The sequence below is a fragment of the Pseudomonas sp. NFR16 genome, assembly GCF_900108875.1.
GTDB lineage: Bacteria > Pseudomonadota > Gammaproteobacteria > Pseudomonadales > Pseudomonadaceae > Aquipseudomonas.
This window is the reverse complement of the sequence record NZ_FNYJ01000003.1, coordinates 92951-113091: the sequence shown is the minus strand read 5'-3', so window position 1 is coordinate 113091 and position 20141 is coordinate 92951. Positions and strand designations below refer to the sequence as shown.

At 62.1% G+C, this 20141-nt stretch carries 15 protein-coding genes; 5 read left to right on the top strand and 10 right to left on the bottom strand.

Annotated features, from left to right (window positions below; translation table 11 throughout):
* Position 1: 1 nt before the first annotated feature.
* The 7 genes from BMZ10_RS13485 to mreB form a co-directional block, all read right to left on the bottom strand.
* Positions 2 to 853: a carbon-nitrogen hydrolase family protein gene (locus BMZ10_RS13485; protein WP_093462856.1), complete on the bottom strand. Its 852-nt coding sequence runs from the start codon at positions 851 to 853 to the stop codon at positions 2 to 4.
* 145 nt (positions 854 to 998) lie between these two features.
* Positions 999 to 4814 (bottom strand): YhdP family protein, encoded by a 3816-nt coding sequence (locus BMZ10_RS13480; protein ID WP_093462853.1) that lies wholly within the window; start codon positions 4812 to 4814, stop codon positions 999 to 1001.
* Positions 4815 to 5013: 199 nt separating this feature from the next.
* A complete protein-coding gene (gene rng / locus BMZ10_RS13475; protein WP_093462850.1) occupies positions 5014 to 6471 on the bottom strand; it encodes a ribonuclease G in 1458 nt (485 codons plus the stop codon).
* On the bottom strand, positions 6468 to 7079 hold the full coding sequence (locus BMZ10_RS13470; protein ID WP_093462847.1) for a Maf family protein: 612 nt from the start codon (positions 7077 to 7079) through the stop codon (positions 6468 to 6470). Before BMZ10_RS13470 ends, rng begins: the two co-directional genes overlap by 4 nt.
* A gap of 105 nt (positions 7080 to 7184) precedes the next feature.
* A complete protein-coding gene (gene mreD / locus BMZ10_RS13465) occupies positions 7185 to 7676 on the bottom strand; it encodes a rod shape-determining protein MreD (protein WP_037012599.1) in 492 nt (163 codons plus the stop codon).
* A complete protein-coding gene (gene mreC, locus BMZ10_RS13460; RefSeq protein WP_371265977.1) occupies positions 7676 to 8821 on the bottom strand; it encodes a rod shape-determining protein MreC in 1146 nt (381 codons plus the stop codon). Before mreC ends, mreD begins: the two co-directional genes overlap by 1 nt.
* A 238-nt stretch (positions 8822 to 9059) precedes the next feature.
* Positions 9060 to 10097: a rod shape-determining protein MreB gene (gene mreB / locus BMZ10_RS13455; protein WP_020292894.1), complete on the bottom strand. Its 1038-nt coding sequence runs from the start codon at positions 10095 to 10097 to the stop codon at positions 9060 to 9062.
* Between the two features lie 207 nt (positions 10098 to 10304).
* Here mreB and gatC point away from each other — a divergent pair, with 207 nt between their 5' ends.
* From gatC to BMZ10_RS13430, 5 genes are all read left to right on the top strand, one after another.
* Positions 10305 to 10592, top strand: coding sequence for an Asp-tRNA(Asn)/Glu-tRNA(Gln) amidotransferase subunit GatC (gene gatC / locus BMZ10_RS13450; protein ID WP_093462841.1), 288 nt, complete (start codon positions 10305 to 10307; stop codon positions 10590 to 10592).
* Between the two features lie 15 nt (positions 10593 to 10607).
* Positions 10608 to 12059: an Asp-tRNA(Asn)/Glu-tRNA(Gln) amidotransferase subunit GatA gene (gene gatA / locus BMZ10_RS13445; protein ID WP_093462838.1), complete on the top strand. Its 1452-nt coding sequence runs from the start codon at positions 10608 to 10610 to the stop codon at positions 12057 to 12059.
* Positions 12060 to 12070: 11 nt separating this feature from the next.
* Positions 12071 to 13516, top strand: a complete 1446-nt coding sequence (gene gatB, locus BMZ10_RS13440; RefSeq protein ID WP_093462835.1) for an Asp-tRNA(Asn)/Glu-tRNA(Gln) amidotransferase subunit GatB — start codon at positions 12071 to 12073, stop codon at positions 13514 to 13516.
* A gap of 172 nt (positions 13517 to 13688) precedes the next feature.
* Positions 13689 to 14063 carry a septal ring lytic transglycosylase RlpA family protein gene (locus BMZ10_RS13435; protein ID WP_093462832.1) on the top strand — a complete coding sequence of 125 codons (375 nt, stop codon included), beginning with the start codon at positions 13689 to 13691 and terminating at the stop codon, positions 14061 to 14063.
* Between the two features lie 45 nt (positions 14064 to 14108).
* Entirely contained in the window at positions 14109 to 15161 is a 1053-nt protein-coding gene (locus BMZ10_RS13430; RefSeq protein ID WP_093462829.1) for a calcium/sodium antiporter, read from the top strand.
* A 129-nt stretch (positions 15162 to 15290) separates the two neighbouring features.
* Here BMZ10_RS13430 and BMZ10_RS13425 read toward each other — a convergent pair whose 3' ends face one another.
* The 3 genes from BMZ10_RS13425 to BMZ10_RS13415 all read right to left on the bottom strand — a co-directional run bounded on the left by BMZ10_RS13425 (position 15291) and on the right by BMZ10_RS13415 (position 20127).
* Positions 15291 to 16232: an AEC family transporter gene (locus BMZ10_RS13425; protein ID WP_093462826.1), complete on the bottom strand. Its 942-nt coding sequence runs from the start codon at positions 16230 to 16232 to the stop codon at positions 15291 to 15293.
* 338 nt (positions 16233 to 16570) lie between these two features.
* Positions 16571 to 18130 (bottom strand): alkaline phosphatase D family protein, encoded by a 1560-nt coding sequence (locus tag BMZ10_RS13420; protein WP_093462823.1) that lies wholly within the window; start codon positions 18128 to 18130, stop codon positions 16571 to 16573.
* Between the two features lie 257 nt (positions 18131 to 18387).
* Positions 18388 to 20127: a PTS fructose-like transporter subunit IIB gene (locus tag BMZ10_RS13415; RefSeq protein WP_093462820.1), complete on the bottom strand. Its 1740-nt coding sequence runs from the start codon at positions 20125 to 20127 to the stop codon at positions 18388 to 18390.
* Between the last annotated feature and the right edge of the window lie 14 nt (positions 20128 to 20141).

Genomic DNA, 20141 nt, shown 5'->3' with positions numbered 1-20141 from the left:
TTCACTCCGGGGTGTTGGCAGGCCGCAAGGCGTCCTGCGAAAAAAATCGCCGGTGATTCGCTACCGGCATTCGCGCCCTGATGGACGCCTGCTCTTGAATGTCTCGTTCGGCCAGCAGCACGGCTTCACCCTTTGCCTGCTCGGCCAGCACGCGGCCCCATGGATCTATGATCGCCGCGTGTCCAAATGTTTCCCTGGGTCCGGGATGAACCCCGCCTTGCGCCGCCGCCAGCAGGTAGCACTGAGTCTCGATGGCTCGCGCGCGCAACAGAATCTCCCAATGCGCCGCGCCAGTGACGGCCGTGAAGGCCGATGGCGCGGTAATCAATTCAGCCCCTGCTTCGCGCAGCGCGGTGTACAGCTCCGGGAAACGCAGGTCGTAACAGACCGTCAGGCCCAATTTGCCAACCGGTGTATCGGCCACCACCACGTGGCTGCCGTGGGCGTAGTCGTCGGATTCGCGATAACGCCCGCGAGCATCGGCCACGTCCACGTCGAACAAGTGCAGCTTGTCGTAGCGCGCCACCTGTTCACCCCGGTCATCCACCAACAGCGAACACGCCGTCACCTTGCCGTCAGGCTGACCTTCGGGCGGCAGCGGCAGTGTCCCGGCGACAATCCATAACTTGAGGTCGCGAGCGGCCCGTTTCAACCATGGCAGGATCGGACCTTCGCCCAAAGCCTCGGCACGGCCAATGGCTGCAATATCGCGCCGCCCCATGGCGGCGAAGTTTTCCGGCAGCACCGCCAGCTTCGCGCCGGACGCCGCTGCGCGTTCCAACAGCCCGCGAGCCTGAGCCAGATTGCCCTCGACATCGCTCTGGCTGACCATCTGAATCACCGCGAAGGACATAGACGCTCCTTGATCGATAGAACTGCACTGTACTCCAAGCAAAGTCGATGAGCTCGCCCTACCCCTTCCCGGCTCAAGCCGATCCTACTGCCAAGAGCGGCTTTGTATCCGGGACAGCGCCGTGCGCTCTACCACTGCACTGTGATTACTTCGGTTTCTCGAACGGCTTATCGAACGTGATTTTAGGCTCTTTCCACGGCCCTTCGACCTTGTATTGCACGCTGGCGAAGCGGGCGACGCGATCGCCCAGCAGCTTGTCGACCAGAAACAGCGCGCCACCAATGGCCGGCGCACCGACAATCAATGCGGCAATCGGCAGGTTGTTGGTCACCGGCAGCGTCACCAGCAGCTTGGCATCGACCCGGTCCCGAACCATGTCCAGCGTACCGTTGAGCTCCAGATTGCTCGATGGCCCGATCAACGTGATCGGGTCACGCGTGACGTACACCCCGTTGCTGGCCACCAGCAAACCTTTCACCCGGTCGTAACCCAGGCCCTTACCGAGCAGATCGGAGAAATCGAGGCGCAAGCGGCGACCGATGGAGTTGAAATTGAGCAGGCCGAACACCCGCAGCGCCTGGGCGCCGCCTTCCACCTCGACGAACTGACCGTTCTTGAGCGTGGCGTCGAGGCTGCCGGAATAACGTTTCAGGCCAACCCAGGCAGGCGAACCCGGCCAGCGGCCATCGGCATTCATCTCGAATTCCTGGCTGGTGACAGTGGGCGCGAAACCCCACGCCTTGAGCACATCAGCCAGATTCTTGCCGGTCACCTGGCCTTTGAACCAGCTGCCGGTGCTGCCGGGCGCGCCTTCCCAGCCGCCGTTGCCCGACAAGGCCATGCCTTTGAGGCCCAGATTCATATCATTGAGTTGAATGCCCGTTGGCGTAGAACGCACTTTGAGCGACCACGCGCCGACCAGTTGGTCGCCCTGAAACAACTGCGTGACCTTGATGTTCATCGCCGGAATCTTGCGCGGGTCGACATCGGCCAGCGGATCCGGCGCGTTCTCGACCACGGCCGCATTGGGATCCGGCGCTGGCAGGCGCACGTAGAGCAGATTGATGTCGATCGGCGTGGCTTTGCTGTCGGGCAAGGTCGCGGTGCCTTTGATCTTCGTGCTGTCCAGCGACAGCCCCCAACTGGTGTCGCTGCGCTTGAGCTGCACATTGGCCTGATCGAGGGTCGTGCCCATCGCCGTCAGCTTGCCGATCTGCAGATCGAGGCCACTGAGCAGTTGCTTGGCGCTGCCGCCGGGATCGTTGCCTGCGTAGCGCTCGGCCATGGCCTGCCACGGGGCGATGTCCAGTTCCGACAGTGAGCCACGAACTCTCAGCCCTTTGCTGTCCGGAACGATGGCGCCGCCTTCACCGAGGAACAGTTCGCCACGGCCATCGGCCAGCTTGCCCGCAGGCGCAGCGTAAGCCAGATTTGCCAGATTACCGTAGCCCACGCTGATTCGCCGTTCAGGGCCTTGCAGGTTCATGCGCAGGTCCGTGTCGCGGGTGTCATCGGCGGTTTTTCCGAAGGGCGCCGGCAGGTCGACCGTGAGGCCCTTCAAGTTGGAATCGATCAGCAACTGGCTGTCAGCGCCGTTGAGCACCACTTGCAGTTGATACGGCAGCTCGCCCGAGACCGGTAACGGCTGAGTGACGCCCAGCCAGTCGGTCAGACGTTTGGTTGCGATCTGGCTGCTCGCGGTGATCCGCGTCACCGGCGCACCCGGTTTCCCTTCGGCGAAAATCTCGGCGTTCACCGGTTTGTCGAACGCCACCGCCTTGATGTTCTTGCCGCTGAGCCCCTTGGCGTAGTCGAAACGGAAATTGCCTTTGAGCTGCGTCAGCTCCAGCACCGGATCAGCCAGTTTCAGACGAGCGCTGTCAGTGGTGAAGTCCACGGCCACCTTGGGCTCTTGCCCCTTGACCAGCGGGACATCCAGATTGATGTGGCCTTGCAGCGGCCCTTCGGCCTGCCATCCCGCGAAGGTCTGCCCGGTGCCGATCGGCGCCTCCTGCAGGATCTTCATGCCATCCTGCAAGCTGCCGTCGAAATCACCATTGACCAACAGATGGCTGGTCTGTCCGGCGGGTACATGCGGGACATCCACGGCCACGTTGCGCACCTGCGTGCCAAGCAATTGCCCTTTGCTGGCACGGATGCGCACGCCGCTGTTTTCAACGAAGACATTGCCGTCCACGCCCGTCAGCTGCGGCCAGCCGGGCTGGAACGCCAGGTTGGCATTCCGCACCTTGAAGAACAGCGTGATCACGCGCGCGACATCGGCCGCGTCATGATTGATCGAGCCCTGATACTGGAAAAAACCTTCTTTGACGTCGCCGCTCAGGACTGCCGTGCGCAGCCATTGATCGACGCCCGGATTGAGCATCGCCGGCAGGTATTTGGAAGTGTATTTGCCATCGCCGTCGACCATGCCCACGCGCAGGTCCATGTAGTCTTCCTGATCGTGGTTGAAGTGCAGCCGGATCAGAAAATCGCTCGCGATCTTTCCTTCATCGCCAAGCACTTTGATGTACGGGGCGATCAAGGTGAAACCCTGATCGTCGAGCGCATAGGTCAGGCGCGCCTCGGCGTGGCGGTACTTCCATTCGTTCTTGAAGATCGGGTCCAGGTGCAGCATGAAGTCATCGGTGTTGAGCCTCAGTTCGCCCTGACCGAGATCACCGCTGATCGCGCCGCTGACATTTCCTGCCGCTGGCGCCCCGTGATAAGCGTCGAAACCCAGCTTGTCCAGGTTCGCGGCGAAGCTCACCCGCTTCGGCCCTTCCGCCTGCGGGCGATAGTCGAGCAGCAGGTTACGCACGCCGCCGGTGAAGCGAAGATGGTCGAGCGCCACCATCAGTTTGTCGGGCAGCGGCGCCAGCGAATCGAGCAATGGCGTGATCGGTGTCAGGTCGACGCGGTCCGCCTGCACGTGCCACAGCTCCTGACTGTCGGCGGTGGCGGCGGTCTGTTGAAGCTGCAGGCGGCTTTCCCAGCGCTTGCTGTCCAGGTCCATCGCCAGCGAATTCACCGCGATATTGAAACCCTTGTCATCGCGCTGGAACCAGGCATTGAGCGCCAGATTGTCGATGGTCGAAGACTTGCGATCCGCGAAAGCGCCCTTGAACCGGGGGGCGTTCAACCGCGCGACGGCGGTCTGCAGCGTGCCCTTGCCCCACGTCATCCAGAACTCGCCGCCGGCCTTGAGCGTGTTGATCTTCCAGTCTCGGGTCAGGCTTTTCGGCAGCCAGTGCGACCAGTCACTCTGAGGCAGGCTCAGATACGCCTCGGCTTCGCCATCGCGCCATTCATCTGCGCGCACTTTTGACCGCACGTTCAGGGACAGCGGCTGGCCGTCAGGCAAGGTCATGCGCGCGTCCAGCCTCTGATGCAGACTGCCGGTCTTGAGGCTCAGGCTGACATAAGTGAGGGTCAACGGGGATTGGTCGTAGGGTTGCAGCGTGATCTGGCTGTCGAACAACGACAGCTGAGCGATCATCTGCATCTGGGTCAGCACCTGTTCCGGATCGAACGGCTTGTCACCCTGCACCGGCAGGCCCTGCAACGCCCAGTGTCCGTCCTTGTCTTCCTTGAGGCCCAGTTGCAGACCGTCGAGTTCGAGGCGCGCCAGGCGCACTTCGCGCGCGGTGATGCTTGCCCACAGATCAGGCACTGCGCGCACTTGATCCAGACGTACAGCGCTGGCGCCCTGCCCGATCATCACGTCGCGCGCGACGAACACCGGCGCAAATCCGCTCCAGCTGCCCTCCAGGCGTCCGACGCTGATCGGCATGCCCAACGCGGCCTGCGCCTTTGTTTCGACGTCGGCGCGGTATTCGGCCACCATCGGCACCAGCTCGCGGCCGACGCTGACGTACAACGCGATCAGCACGACCACCAGGGCGCACAGGCTCAGTCCCCAGCGGGTCAGCACCGCGAAAAACCGGGTCAGACGCTCCATGCCGCCGTGCCTCCGCACAGCGAGCTTACACGTGGCGTCTGGCTCAACGGTGCAGATGTTGTGATGTCCGGAAGGTGCTCATTTGCCACGCAAGATTCTCTTTGAAGGGCATCCATGCCGTCGGCCTCTCTGGCCAGGTTCTCATATTGACCGCCCCGCACGCGTCTGCGCGGGGCTTCACGCCATATTTTGCGCAGAATCAGAGCAGCACAACGTCGTATTGTTCCTGGGAATACATGGTCTCGACCTGAAAACGAATGGTCCTGCCGATGAACACCTCCAGTTCGGCTACATTGCCAGACTCTTCGTCGAGCAGACGATCGACCACTTTCTGGTTGGCCAGCACTCGATAACCCAGCGCCTGATAGGCCCGCGCTTCACGCAGAATCTCACGGAATATCTCGTAGCAGATGGTTTCCGGGGTTTTCAGCTTGCCCCGTCCCTGGCAACTGACACACGGCTCACAGAGCACCTGTTCAAGACTTTCGCGGGTGCGCTTGCGGGTCATCTGCACCAGTCCAAGCTCGGTGATGCCGATGATGTTGGTCTTGGCATGATCGCGCTCGAGCTGTTTTTCAAGCGTGCGCAGGACCTGCCGTTGATGCTCGCCATCTTCCATGTCGATGAAATCGATGATGATGATCCCGCCCAGATTACGCAGGCGCAGCTGGCGGGCAATGGCGGTGGCGGCTTCCAGATTGGTCTTGAAGATGGTTTCTTCGAGATTGCGATGCCCCACGAAGGCGCCGGTGTTGACGTCGATGGTGGTCATGGCCTCGGCCGGATCGATCACCAGATAACCGCCGGACTTGAGCGGCACTTTGCGCTCCAGGGCCTTTTGGATTTCGTCTTCGACACCGTACAGATCAAAGATCGGCCGCTCGCCAGGATAGTGCTCCAGGCGATCGGCGATTTCGGGCATCAGCTCATCGACGAACTGGGTGGTCTTCTGGAAGGTTTCGCGGGAATCGATGCGGATCTTTTCGATCTTGGGGCTGACCAGGTCACGTAGCGTGCGCAGCGCAAGGCCCAGGTCTTCGTAGATCACGCTGGCGGGGCTGATGGTCTTGATCTGTTCGCCGATCTGGTCCCACAGGCGACGCAGATAGCGGATGTCCATCATGATTTCGTCAGCGCCGGCGCCTTCTGCTGCCGTGCGCAGGATGAACCCGCCCTTCTCTTTGATGCCTTCTTTGGCCACGCAGTCGCTGACCACCTGCTTGAGACGTTCGCGCTCGGTTTCGTCTTCAATCTTCAGGGAAATGCCGACGTGGGCTGTGCGAGGCATGTACACCAGATAGCGGGACGGAATCGACAATTGGGTCGTCAGCCGCGCGCCCTTGCTGCCGATCGGGTCTTTGGTGACCTGCACCACCAGGCTCTGACCTTCATGCACAAGCGAACTGATGGTTTCGACGGCGGGACCTTCCCGCATGGAGATTTCAGATGCATGAATGAACGCAGCGCGGTCCAGACCGATGTCGATGAATGCTGCCTGCATGCCAGGCAGCACGCGCACGACCTTGCCTTTGTAGATGTTGCCGACGATACCGCGACGCTGGGTCCGTTCGACGTGAACCTCTTGCAACACCCCGTTTTCAACGACAGCCACGCGCGATTCCATCGGCGTGATGTTGATCAGAATCTCTTCACTCATGGCGTGTCACCTTCCAGACATTGCCAACAGGGTATGCCGAAACGTTGAAGCATTTCTGCGGTTTCGCACAAAGGAAGGCCCACCACTGCCGAATAACTGCCACTGAGGTTCTCGACGAACACTGCGCCCAGCCCCTGGATGCCATAACTGCCGGCCTTGTCGCACGGTTCGCCGCTGGCCCAGTATGCCCGGGCTTCCTGCTCGGAAATCGGGCGAAACCGCACGCGGCTGCTGACCACGCGGGTTTCGCAATGCTGCTCGTCCACCACGGCGACGGCAGTCAGGACATCGTGTTCGCGATTGGAAAGTGCCGCGAGCATGGCCAGCGCCTCGGTCTCGTCCGCAGGCTTGCCGAGAATCCGACCATCGAGCACCACGGCGGTGTCGGCCCCGAGGACGCAAGCCGTCGGGTAAGCAGGATCGTTGGCGAGCTGCAACAGACCGGCATCGGCCTTGCCGCGAGCAAGGCGCTCGACGTAGGCGGCAGGGGTTTCGTCTTTGAGCGGGGTTTCGTCGATGTCGGTGCCGAGGGTCGTGAACGGCACGCCGATTTGCGTCAGCAACTCACGACGACGCGGGGAGCCAGAAGCGAGAAGAAGTTGGGGCATGGGACGTCTCCGTGTCAGTGATCTTCAGCTTAGGCGTTGCGTGAAAACAGGTGACGCTTGCTTTGAGACATCGCCCCCGCAGGGGCCTGCGCGCAAGCTGCTGTTTCAGTTGATCTTCAGACGCAAGCGTAGCCCGCGCAGGCCGTAGCTGACCCACGGCCACAGCAATGCGCTGACCAACGCCGGCAGAACCAGCGCAAGCGTCGGCTGACGGTTACCGGTCAGCGCGCTCAGCCACAGTTGAACCAGTTGCGCGAGGCCGAAAATCACCAGAATCACCAAGCATTGCTGCCACATCGGGAACATGCGCAACCGTTGTTGCAGCGACAAGACCAAAAACGTGATCAGCGTGAGAATCAGTGCATTCTGCCCAAGCAGCGTTCCGTACAGCACGTCCTCGGCCAGACCCAGCATCCAGGCGGTCACCATGCCGATCTTGTGCGGCAGCGCGAGGGCCCAGAACGCCAACAGCAGCGCGAGCCACAGCGGGCGGAAGATTTCCATGAATTGCGGCAGCGGCGAAACGCTGAGCAGCAGGCCGATGACGAAGGTCAGCCAGACTACCCAGCCGTTTCGGGCCGGAGCGTGACGAGCCATTATTCTTCCCTCTCGCGGGGCGCTGCAGGCGCAGCGGCGGGCGCGGCCGGTTTAGGCGCCGCAGGCTTGGTCGCAGGTTTTGCAGGCGGTTTGCTGGCCGGCGGCTTGGCGGACGTCGCCGCTGGGGCCGTGGCGGGCGCCGCAGCCGGCGTGGTCGCACTGGCGGGCGCAGCCGAAGTGCCGTGCCCCGCAGCGGCGGGCTTGGGCACGGTGGCCGGAACCACTGGCTTGTTCGGCGTGGCGGCAGGCGCGGCACCCGGCACCGTCGCCGACGGCACGGCCGACGGATCGGCGGATTGGCGGTCCAGCGTTTCCTGCTGTTGGGCGGCGTCGGCGGCGCGCTCTTCCGGCGAGCGCCCATCGGAAAACACCAGCAACAGATAACGGCTGCGATTCAACGCTGCTGTCGGCACTGCGCGAACGATGGCGAACGGCTGACCGGAGTCGTGAATCACTTCCTTGACCGTTGCCACCGGGTAGCCTGCCGGGAAGCGCTGCCCCAGACCGGAGCTGACGAGCAGGTCGCCCTCCTTGATGTCCGCGGTGTCGGCCACATGGCGCAGTTCCAGCCGCTCCGGATTGCCGGTCCCGCTGGCGATGGCGCGCAGGCCGTTGCGATTGACCTGCACCGGGATACTGTGGGTGGTGTCGGTCAGCAGCAGAACGCGCGAGGTATACGGCATCAACTCGACAACCTGCCCCATCAGCCCGCGCGCATCGAGCACCGGCTGGCCCAGCACAACGCCGTCGCGCTCACCTTTGTTGATGATGATGCGGTGGGTGAAGGGATTGGGATCCATGCCGATCAGCTCGGCCACTTCCACTTTTTCGTTGACCAGTGCGGAAGAGTTCAGCAACTCGCGCAGACGCACGTTCTGTTCGGTCAGGGCCGCCAGTTTCTGCAGGCGGCCTTGCAACAGCAGGTTCTCGGTCTTGAGTTTTTCGTTTTCGGCGGCAAGCTCGGTGCGACTGCCGAACTGGCTGGCAACACCCTGATACAAACGCTCCGGCAGATCGGCGATCCAGTAGGACTGCATCAGCACCAGCGACATCTGACTGCGAACAGGCTTGAGCAGCGTGAAACGTGCATCCACGACCATGACGGCCACGGACAGGACGACCAGCACCAACAGGCGAACGCCCAGCGACGGGCCCTTTGAGAAAAGCGGTTTAATAGGCCGCTCCTTCCAGGGATGCTTGTGTTTGGCTGTGCTTATTCATGCGACATGAAACCGGCCTGGTGCGGATTGATGGAAGTACAGGGTGTCAGACTTGCAGCATCGCGCTTTCAATACAACAGCAGGACGTCAACAGGTCAGACACGAACAGGCAGCACCGTTAAGTGCCGCCCGTTACGCTCATCATGGTAGCGTTTCCGGCGAGTTATTCGCTGGAGAGCAGGTCCATGGTGTGCTTGTCCATCATTTCCAGCGCACGGCCACCGCCGCGCGCAACGCAGGTCAGCGGGTCTTCGGCAACGATGACCGGCAGACCGGTTTCCTGAGCCAGCAGCTTGTCCAGATCGCGCAGCAACGCGCCACCGCCGGTCAGCACCAGACCGCGCTCGGCGATGTCGGAAGCCAGTTCAGGGGGCGACTGCTCCAGCGCGCTCTTGACGGCCTGAACGATGGTCGCAAGAGATTCCTGCAACGCTTCCAGCACTTCGTTGGAATTCAGGGTGAAGGCACGTGGCACGCCTTCGGCCAGGTTACGGCCACGAACGTCGACTTCACGCACTTCGCCGCCCGGATAGGCCGTACCGATTTCCTGCTTGATGCGCTCAGCGGTGGATTCGCCGATGAGGCTGCCGTAGTTGCGACGCACGTAAGTGATGATCGCTTCGTCGAAACGGTCGCCGCCGACACGTACGGATTCGGCGTACACCACGCCGTTGAGCGAGATCAGGGCAATTTCAGTGGTACCACCACCGATGTCCACGACCATCGAGCCGCGGGCTTCTTCAACCGGCAGACCGGCACCGATAGCGGCGGCCATAGGCTCTTCGATCAGGAATACTTCACGTGCGCCGGCACCCAGAGCGGATTCACGAATGGCGCGGCGCTCGACCTGGGTGGATTTGCACGGAACGCAGATCAACACGCGAGGGCTGGGTTGCAGGAAGCTGTTTTCGTGCACTTTGTTGATGAAGTACTGAAGCATTTTTTCGCACACGCTGAAATCGGCGATCACGCCGTCTTTCATCGGACGAATGGCAGCGATGTTGCCCGGGGTACGGCCCAGCATACGCTTGGCTTCCATCCCGACAGCAACAACGCTCTTCTGATTTCCGTGGGTCCGAATGGCCACAACCGATGGCTCGTTCAGGACGATACCGCGCTCACGCACGTAAATAAGGGTGTTGGCAGTGCCCAGGTCGATGGAAAGATCGCTGGAAAACATGCCACGCAGTTTCTTGAACATGGGAAAGGGACCCTAGGGAACGCGTGGGTAAAAAAGTGCGGCAAACTCTAACAACGACAGGGATTTTGGGCAAGGAGCCAATATGCTAAATTGGCTGTTTTTCCGAGCGCTACCCTCGAAGATCGCGGCCTTATGACCGTCTGAAGAGCGTAGTGTTCCGCAATCTGACGTACGGCTCATTCCGTGCGCATTCCACTGGAGAACCCCATGGCGCTTGATCGCTCCGACGTGGAAAAAATCGCTCATCTGGCCCGACTGGGCCTTAATGACGCCGATATCCCGCGTACTACCGAAGCACTGAACAGCATTCTCGGGCTGGTCGACCAGATGCAAGCAGTCGACACTACCGGTATCGAACCCCTTGCGCACCCGCTTGAAGCGTCGCAACGCCTGCGTGAAGACGCGGTCAGCGAAGCCAATCACCGCGATTCCTATCAAGCCATCGCACCAGCGGTCCAAGACGGCCTTTATCTGGTTCCGAAAGTCATCGACTAAGGGAATGAGCCTGCAATGCATCAAATGACTCTGGCAGAGATCGCTCGCGGACTCGCCGATAAAAAGTTTTCCTCCGAAGAACTGACCCGCAGCCTGCTGCAGCGCATCGCTGAGCAGGACCCCAAGGTCAACAGCTTCATTACTGTCACCGAAGACCTGGCCATCACGCAGGCCCAGGCCGCAGACGCCCGTCGTGCCGCAGGTGAGACCGGCGCATTGCTGGGTGCTCCGCTGGCGCACAAGGATCTGTTCTGCACCAAGGGCATCCGCACCAGCTGCGCGTCCAGAATGCTCGACAACTTCAAGGCGCCGTATGACGCTACAGTCGTCGCCAGGCTCGCCGCTGCTGGCACCGTGACGCTGGGCAAGACCAACATGGACGAGTTCGCCATGGGTTCGGCCAACGAGTCCAGCCACTACGGCGCGGTGAAAAACCCGTGGAACCTCGAACACGTACCGGGCGGCTCGTCCGGCGGTTCGGCCGCGGCCGTTGCTGCTCGCCTGTTGCCTGCCGCGACCGGCACCGACACTGGCGGCTCGATTCGCCAGCCCGCCGCGCTGACCAACCTCACCGGCCTGAAACCGACGTATGGCCGCGTCTCGCGCTGGGGCATGATCGCTTATGCGTCGAGCCTGGATCAGGCAGGTCCGATGGCGCGAACTGCCGAAGACTGCGCGCTGCTGCTGCAGGGCATGGCCGGCTTCGACGTGAATGATTCCACCAGCATCGATGAGCCGGTGCCTGATTACAGCGCCGGCCTGAATGGCTCGCTGCAGGGCCTGCGCATCGGCGTGCCGAAAGAATATTTCAGCGCCGGTCTGGATTCGCGCATCGCCGATCTGGTGATGGCCAGCGTTGAGGAGCTGAAAAAGCTCGGCGCCGTGGTCAAGGAAGTCAGCCTGCCGAACCTGCAGCACGCGATTCCTGCTTACTACGTGATCGCGCCAGCGGAAGCCTCTTCCAACCTCTCGCGTTTCGACGGCGTGCGCTTCGGCTATCGCTGCGAAGACCCGAAAGACCTGACCGACCTGTACAAACGCTCCCGCGGCGAAGGCTTCGGGCCTGAAGTGCAGCGCCGGATCATGGTGGGTGCTTACGCGCTGTCCGCCGGTTACTACGACGCGTACTACCTGCAGGCGCAGAAGATCCGTCGCCTGATCAAAAACGACTTCATGAACGCATTCAAAGACGTCGACGTTATTCTGGGCCCGACCACGCCGAACCCGGCCTGGAAGATCGGCGCCAAGAATGCCGACCCGATCGCTGAATACCTGGAAGACTTCTACACCATCACTGCCAACCTGGCCGGTCTGCCTGGCCTGTCGATGCCCGCCGGTTTTGCCGACGGTCTGCCGGTGGGTGTGCAATTGCTGGCGCCGTACTTCCAGGAAGGCCGCCTGCTGAACGTCGCTCATCAATACCAGCAAGTCACTGACTGGCATCTGCGTTCACCTGCAGGCTTCTAAGGAGAAAACACATGCAATGGGAAGTCGTCATCGGGCTGGAGATTCATACCCAGCTCACCACCCAATCGAAGATTTTCTCCGGTAGCGCAACCACGTTCGGCTCCGAGCCCAATACTCAGGCCAGCCTTGTCGACCTGGGCATGCCGGGCACGCTGCCGGTGCTGAACAAGGAAGCCGTGCAGATGGCGGTCAAGTTCGGCCTGGCCATCGATGCCGAAATCGGCCAGCACAACGTGTTTGCCCGCAAGAACTACTTTTATCCGGACTTGCCGAAGGGCTATCAGATCAGCCAGATGGAATTGCCGATCGTCGGCAAGGGTCACCTGGACATCACCCTTGAAGACGGCACCATCAAGCGCATCGGCGTGACTCGCGCCCACCTTGAGGAAGACGCCGGCAAGAGCCTGCACGAAGACTACAGCGGCATGACCGGTATCGACCTGAACCGCGCCGGCACGCCGCTGCTGGAGATCGTTTCCGAACCGGACATGCGTTCGGCCAAGGAAGCGGTCGCCTACGTCAAGGCCATGCACGCGCTGGTGCGCTATCTGGGCATCTGCGACGGCAACATGGCCGAAGGTTCGCTGCGCTGCGACTGCAACGTCTCGGTCCGCCCGAAAGGCCAGGTCGAGTTCGGCACCCGCTGCGAGATCAAGAACGTCAACTCGTTCCGCTTCATCGAGAAGGCGATCAACAGCGAAATCCAGCGTCAGATCGACCTGATCGAAGACGGTGGCAAGGTCATTCAGCAAACCCGCCTGTACGACCCGAACACCAACGAAACCCGCGCCATGCGCAGCAAGGAAGAAGCCAACGACTACCGTTACTTCCCGGACCCTGACCTGTTGCCGGTGATCATCGAAGATGCATTCCTGGAGCAGACCCGCGCCAGCCTGCCGGAGCTTCCGCCGCAGAAGCGCGAGCGCTTCCAGTCCCAGTTCGGTCTGTCGCTGTACGACGCCAGCGTGCTGGCTTCCAGCCGCGAGCAGGCGGACTACTTCGAGAAAGTGGTCGGCATAGCAGGCGACGCCAAACTGGCGGCCAACTGGGTCATGGTCGAGCTGGGTTCGCTGCTGAACAAACAAGGCGTGGAAATCGACGAATCGCCGGTCAGCGCCGAGCAATTGGGCGGCATGCTGCAGCGCATCACTGACAACACCATCTCCGGCAAGATCGCCAAGATGGTCTTCGAGGCGATGGCAAACGGCGAAGGCAGCGCGGACGAGATCATCGAGAAACGCGGCCTCAAGCAAGTCACCGACAGCGGCGCCATCGAGTCGATCCTTGACGACATGCTGGCCGCCAACGCCGAGCAGGTCGAACAGTACCGCGCCGCCGACGAGGCCAAGCGCGGCAAGATGTTCGGCTTCTTCGTCGGCCAGGCGATGAAGGCCTCCAAAGGCAAGGCCAACCCTGGGCAGGTCAACGAGCTGTTGAAGCGCAAGCTGGAAGGTTGACGCATACCAACCCGATCCGGAACTTCCTTGGTCGGGACCGGCCAAACTCCTCGATTGTTCCCATGCTCCGCGTGGGAACACATCCTCGGACGCTCTGCGTCCGTTTTTGTGACGCGGAGCGTCACGCGCGGCATTCCCACGCGGAGCATGGGAACGATCAAGGACTGTACCCATGTGGCGGCTACTCAGCACATGCGCCCTGCTCTCCATGCTGGCCGGTTGCGCCAGTGAAAGCATCATCGATCCACACGGCTACAACGCCACCGGCGGCGCTTCTTATTACGGCTCGCGCCACCAGGGCAAGCGCACCGCCAGCGGTGAACGCTTCGACCAGAACTCCCTGACCGCCGCCCATCGCCAGCTGCCGTTCGGTACGCGCGTGCAGGTCACCAATCTGGACAATGACCGCAAGGTTGTCGTCCGCATCAATGATCGCGGTCCGCACACGCGCGGGCGGCTGATCGATGTATCGCGTGCAGCCGCCGAACAATTGGGTATGCTGCGCAGCGGAACCGCCCAAGTGCGGGTACAAGCCCTCGACGACTGACAGGTGCCCTGAATTCTCGCCCTCTCCAACCTGCCACTGCCCACGCTGATCGAGCTGGCCTGTGGCCTTCTGCTGATGATCGTCGGCGCCGAGCTGTCCGTGCGGGCAGCCGTGGTGCTGGCTGCCCTGCTGAAAACCCGTCCGCTGTTTCTTGGCCTGACCGTCATTGCGCTGGGCAGCAGCGCGCCGCAGATGGCCGTCGGTTTGCAGGCCGCGCTCACCGACAGCACCGATATTGCCGTGGGCAGTGTGATCGGCAGCAACATCTTCAATGTGCTGGTGACGCTGGGTTTATCGGCGCTGATTATTCCACTGCGCGTGGCGCGGCAACTGGTGCGCGTCGACCTGCCGCTGATGATTGCCGCCACTGCAATGGTCGCAGCACTGGCGTGGAATGGCGTGCTGAGCGCGCTGGATGGCGTGCTGCTGTTGCTGGGCATGGCGGGCTATCTGTTTATTGTGCTGCGCCAGTTCGCCCACGGCGTACGTCATGTCGCCGCCACCGACACGGCGCCGCGCCGGCGGATCTGGCCGATCATCGGCCGCCTGGCCCTGATGTCCGGCGGTCTGGCGTTGCTGATTCTGGGCAGCCACCTGCTGGTCGGCGCCGCCGTGGTGGTGGCGGAGGATCTTGGCCTGTCCGAGCGCGTCATCGGCCTGACCGTCATTGCGGTGGCGACATCTCTACCAGCGCTGATGACCTCGTTGATCGCAGCCTTGCGCGGCGAGCGCGACATCGCGGTGGGCAATATCATCGGCAGCAACCTGTTCAACCTGCTGGGCGTGCTCGGGGTGACGGCGCTGATTTCGTCCGGCCCTCTGTCGATCTCGCCCAACGCGCTGGATTTCGACCTGCCGGTGATGCTCGGCGTCGCCTTCCTGTGCCTGCCGCTGTTTTATTCGGGATACCGGATCACCCGGCTGGAAGGGCTGTTGCTGCTGGGTCTGTATGCGGTTTACGGCCTGCACATCGTTTCGTTCGCGACCGGTATGCCACTGGCCGAACGCCTTGAGCGGCTGATGGTGCACTACGCGCTGCCGGTGCTGGGATTAGGTGTGCTGATCAGCACGTTCAGGGCTTGGCGTCGGCAGCATTGAGGAACGGGTCGGTGGCGTAGCAGGAGCGCGAGTGCGCTGTGCGCTCACCGACAGTGCATCAAACAACGTCATGGCGTGTGACATCGCGCATGCGCCCAAGCCCACTTCTCACCGTGACGGCGATAGTCGCTAGATCCAGCCGCCCCATTGCAGGATGAAGATGCCGATGTTGGTCGTCACGGCGGCGGCCAGCGTGGTGATGACGATGATCGACGCCGCCAGCTCGTGGTTGCCGTTGGCAGCGCGCACCATTACGAAGCTGGATGACGCTGTCGGCGCGCCGAAATACAGAAACAGAATACCGAGTTCGGCTTGCCGGAAGCCAAGCAGCCATGCCCCCAGCGTACACACCAACGGCAACCAGACCATTTTCATCATGCTGGCGCTGATCGCCAGCCCGCCACTTTCCCGCAGCGACTTGAGGGACAGGGTGCCGCCAATGCACATCAGCGCCAGCGGCAATGTCATCTGAGCCAGATAGCTGCCGGAGGTGTCGAGCCATTTGGGCAGCGGAATCTGAAAATACGCGAACGGCGTGGCGGCGACGATGCTGATGATCAGCGGGTTCGCCATCACACTTTTGGTGATACTCCACGGGTCGGACTTGATCACCGGGCTGTAGACCGCCAGCACCACTGTCGACAGCGTGTTGTAGAAGAGAATGACCAGCGCGGCGAGGATCGCCCCGAGGGAGATGCCGTAATCGCCATACATGCTGGCGGCAAGCGCCAGGCCGATGACGCCGTTGTTACCGCGAAAGGCCCCTTGTGTGTAAGTCCCGCGCTCGACGAACGGCACCCGATAAATCGCCCAGCCCCAGACCAGCGCAAAGCCTGCGAGCGTTGCCACGATGAAATAGATCAGCACGCCCGGCTGCAGCGCTGAATGAAGGTCCGCGTGGATGATGCCCAGGAACAACAACGCGGGCATCGTGCAGTTGAACACCAGCGCCGATGCGGTATGGATGAAACCGTCGTTGATCCATCCGACCCGCTTGAGCAGCACCCCCAGAAACAGCATCGCGAAGACCGGTGCCGTGATGTTCAGGGTTTCCAGAAAAATTGCCAGCATGCACACCAAACCCTGAGCTGTCGTTAGGTGGCTAATGATAGGCCAGGGAACGGCTAAGTGTTACCGAGAATTGCAAAGTGATCGTACAACCATAGAAGGGAGCCGTCACATCGATCCGTGCGGGAGCGAGCAAGCTTGCGAAGACTGACGCCGGGCCGGCGCATCTCCCCGGCATGCACCGGCCTCTTACCGGCTAAAGCCGGTCCTACAGACCGCAAACTTTTCGTAGGACCGGCTTCAGCCGGGAAAGCGTCGGGTGTAAGGCCGTAGATCGCAGGCGGCGTTAGAGACCGTTGGCTCACTCCAAACTGGTCTCACCCATTCAGTCAGCGCCTGGCTCAAACCTGCGCAGGCACGAGCTTCTTCTCGAACACCGATACGCCATCCAGATCCCGCAGGGTCACGGTCATTTCGCCGCTCTGACCGTCGATGTTCACTTCGCCAAAAAACTGGAATCCGGCAAAGGGCGACGTGTTCTGCGCAGGCGGCGCTTTCTGGAACACCAGTTCGGGACCAAAAGTCTTGTCCAGCGGATTGGGCCCGTAACTTCCTGCGTTGAGCGGCCCGGCGACGAACTCCCAGAACGGATCGAAATCCTGGAACACGGCCTGGTCCGGATGGTAATGATGCGCGGCGCAGTAGTGCACATCGGCGGTCAGCCAGACGGTGTCGCGGATTTTCTGCTGACGCATGAAACCGAGCAGCTCCGCGACTTCCAGCTCGCGACCTTTGGGCGCGCCGTTGTCGGTGTTGGCGATCGCTTCCCAACGCATCACGCCGGGGCTGATCTCACCGTCCGGCACGCCGAGACCGATCGGCATGTCGGCGGCGATGACCTTCCACTGCGCCGTGGAACCCTGCAATTCACGCTTGAGCCAGTCGAGTTGCTCACGCCCCAAAAAGGCCGTGGTCGGCCCGGGCTTGTCGGCCAGGTTGGCATCGTTGCCGTCGCGATAGCTGCGCATGTCGAGCACGAAGACGTCGAGCATCGGCCCGTAGCTGAGCTTGCGATAAACGCGGCCCCCGTTGTCGGCACTCTGCAAACGCATCGGCGCGTACTCGAGAAACGCCTGGCGACCACGCGAGGCCAGCAACTGAATGTCCTTGACCTTGTACCGGTCATCCAACTGCTTGCTTGGCGACCAGTTGTTGCTCACTTCGTGGTCGTCCCACTGCCAGATCTGCGGCACCTCGGCGTTGAAGCGGCGCAGGTTTTCATCCATCAGGTTGTAGCGGTAGGCGCCGCGATACTCATCGAGGGTCTCGGCGACCTTGCTCTTTTCTTCGGTGGTGATGTTGCGCCAGATCCTGCCGCCTTCGGTGACCACTTCGGCAGGCACCGGCCCATCGGCGTAAATGGTGTCGCCGCTGTGGATGAAGAAGTCCGGCAAGCGCAGGCGCATGGCTTCGTAGATGCGCATCCCGCCGATGTCCGGATTGATGCCGAAGCCTTGGCCGACGGTGTCGCCGCTCCAGACGAAACGAATGTCGCGACGCGTCTGCGGCACGCTGCGCAGATGACCGAACCAGGGCTCGCTGGCAACGCCGGTCTGGGCGTCTTCGAAGAACACGCGATAGAAAATGGCTTGATCGGTGGGCAGGCCGGTGAGTTCGACGCGGGCGGTGAAGTCGGTGCGCTGGTCGGCGAGCAGCGAAACCGCGCGGCGCGGCTGGGTGAACATGCTGCGCGTGTCCCACTCGACCACCATCCGTGACGGCCGATCGCTGCGGCTCCAGACCATGGCGCGATCGCCGAGCAGATCACCCGACTGCACGCCGTCGGTCATTTTCGGGCGGTCTTTCACCGAAGCGATCACCGCAGGCGCCAGCCCCGGTAAAAGCAGACCGGCACCAGCGGCCTGGATGATGCGGCGGCGGGTCAGGTCGAACTGAGTCATTTCTATCCCCCTTAAGCAAATGGCAAAAGAGGAACCTAACAATGCAATGTTGGGGGAATGTGACAGCGTGCACGTCACCTGAAGGGCCGAGCCAACTGCCTTTGACGCTCCCGTTTGGTTCAACCGCGTAACACCCGACGCATTCCCGGCTAAAGCCGGTCCTACGAAAAAGCTCGCAGCGCTGTAGGACCGGCTTCAGCCGGGAAGATCCTCTGCAGGAGCGCGCTTGGCCGCGGGTGTCTTGCTCCGTTCGAGCATCAAGCCCCGGCGGGCACCGCATCCAGCTCCACGACTTCCGGGCGTTTGAGCAACGCGTACAGAACGCCGGTCACCACGCTGCCGGCCACGATCGCCAGCAAATACAAGAGCGCATGGTTGATGGCATTCGGGATCAGCAAGACGAACAGACCGCCATGCGGCGCCATCAGCTTGCAACCGAAGAACATCGACAGCGCCCCGGTCAGCGCGCCTCCTGCGATGCTTGCGGGAATCACGCGCAGCGGATCCTTGGCGGCAAAGGGAATCGCACCCTCGGAGATGAAGCACAGGCCGAGCACGAACGCCGCTTTGCCCGCTTCCCGCTCGCTCTGTGCGAACTTGCGCCGGGCCAGCAGCGCGGCAATGCCCATGCCGATCGGCGGCACCATACCGGCCGCCATGGTCGCGGCCATCGGCGCGCCGCTGCTCGACGCTAACAGCCCCACGGAGAACGCATACGACGCTTTGTTGATCGGCCCGCCCAGATCGGCGCACATCATCGCACCGAGCAGAACCCCCAGCAGCACGGCATTGGCAGTGCCCATGGTGTCGAGGAAGTGAGTCAGGCCCTCGAGCATGTCCGCCACCGGCTGGCCGACGACGTAAATCATCACCAGCCCGGTGAACAGGCTCGCCAGCAACGGGATGATCAGAATCGGTTTGAGCGCCTCGACGCTGGCCGGCAACTTCGCATAGCGATTGACCGCCCAGGCGCTGTAGCCGGCGAGAAACCCCGCCACGATCCCGCCGATGAAACCCGCGCCCAGCGTGCTCGCCAGCAATCCACCGATCATGCCGGGCGCAAGGCCTGGTCGATCGGCGATGGAATAGGCGATATACCCGGCCAGCAGAGGCACCATCAACTGAAACGCCGCACCGGCGCCGATCTGCTTCAGCGCGGCGGCGAGGCTGCCGGGCTCATCCGCGGCGTGAATGCCGAACACGAACGACAACGCGATCAGCAAACCACCTGCCACCACCATGGGCAGCATGAACGAGACACCGGTGAGCAAGTGCTTGTAGACGCCGGTCTTTTCCTTCTTCGAAGATGCCTGGCCTGTTGATTGCGACGACTCGACTTCGGCCTCGGCCAAGGCTTTTTTCAGTGTGGCTTGCGATTGCTTAAGCGCGACGCCGGTGCCGCAACGATAGATGCGCTTGCCGGCGAACCGCTCGGTCGCCACTTCAATGTCGGCGGCCAGCAACACCACGTCGGCGTCGGCGATGGCCTGCGCGCTGAGTGGATTACGCGCCCCCACCGAGCCTTGGGTTTCGACATCCAGCACGTAACCCAGCTGCTTCGCTGCCTGCTGGATTGCCTCAGCGGCCATGAACGTGTGGGCCACGCCAGTCGGGCATGCCGTCACCGCCACCAACCGAGGCTGGGCGCCGGCGCCAGTGCCGGTTGAGACCGCAGCTGCCACGGCGGTGTGCACGGTGGCCAGTTCAGCGGCGGAACGCAGAAACCCGTCGACGTCCTGCAACGCGCGCGAAGGCGTGGCCTGGTACAGGCGTTTGCCAGAGAAACGGTTGAGGTCGAGCGGGCCGGTGTTGACGACCAGGATCCAGTCAGCGCCGTCGATTTCGGCGGCCGACAACTGCTTTTCCGGATGGCGCGGATCGTGAATCTCCACGCAGGTTTCCCAACCCTGACGCTGCGCAGCCGCATCCAGCAGACGCGCGCTGAGGACGCTGCTGATCTTGCCGTTCGGACAGGCCGTAACGATGGCTAACTTCATCACACTTCCTCTCT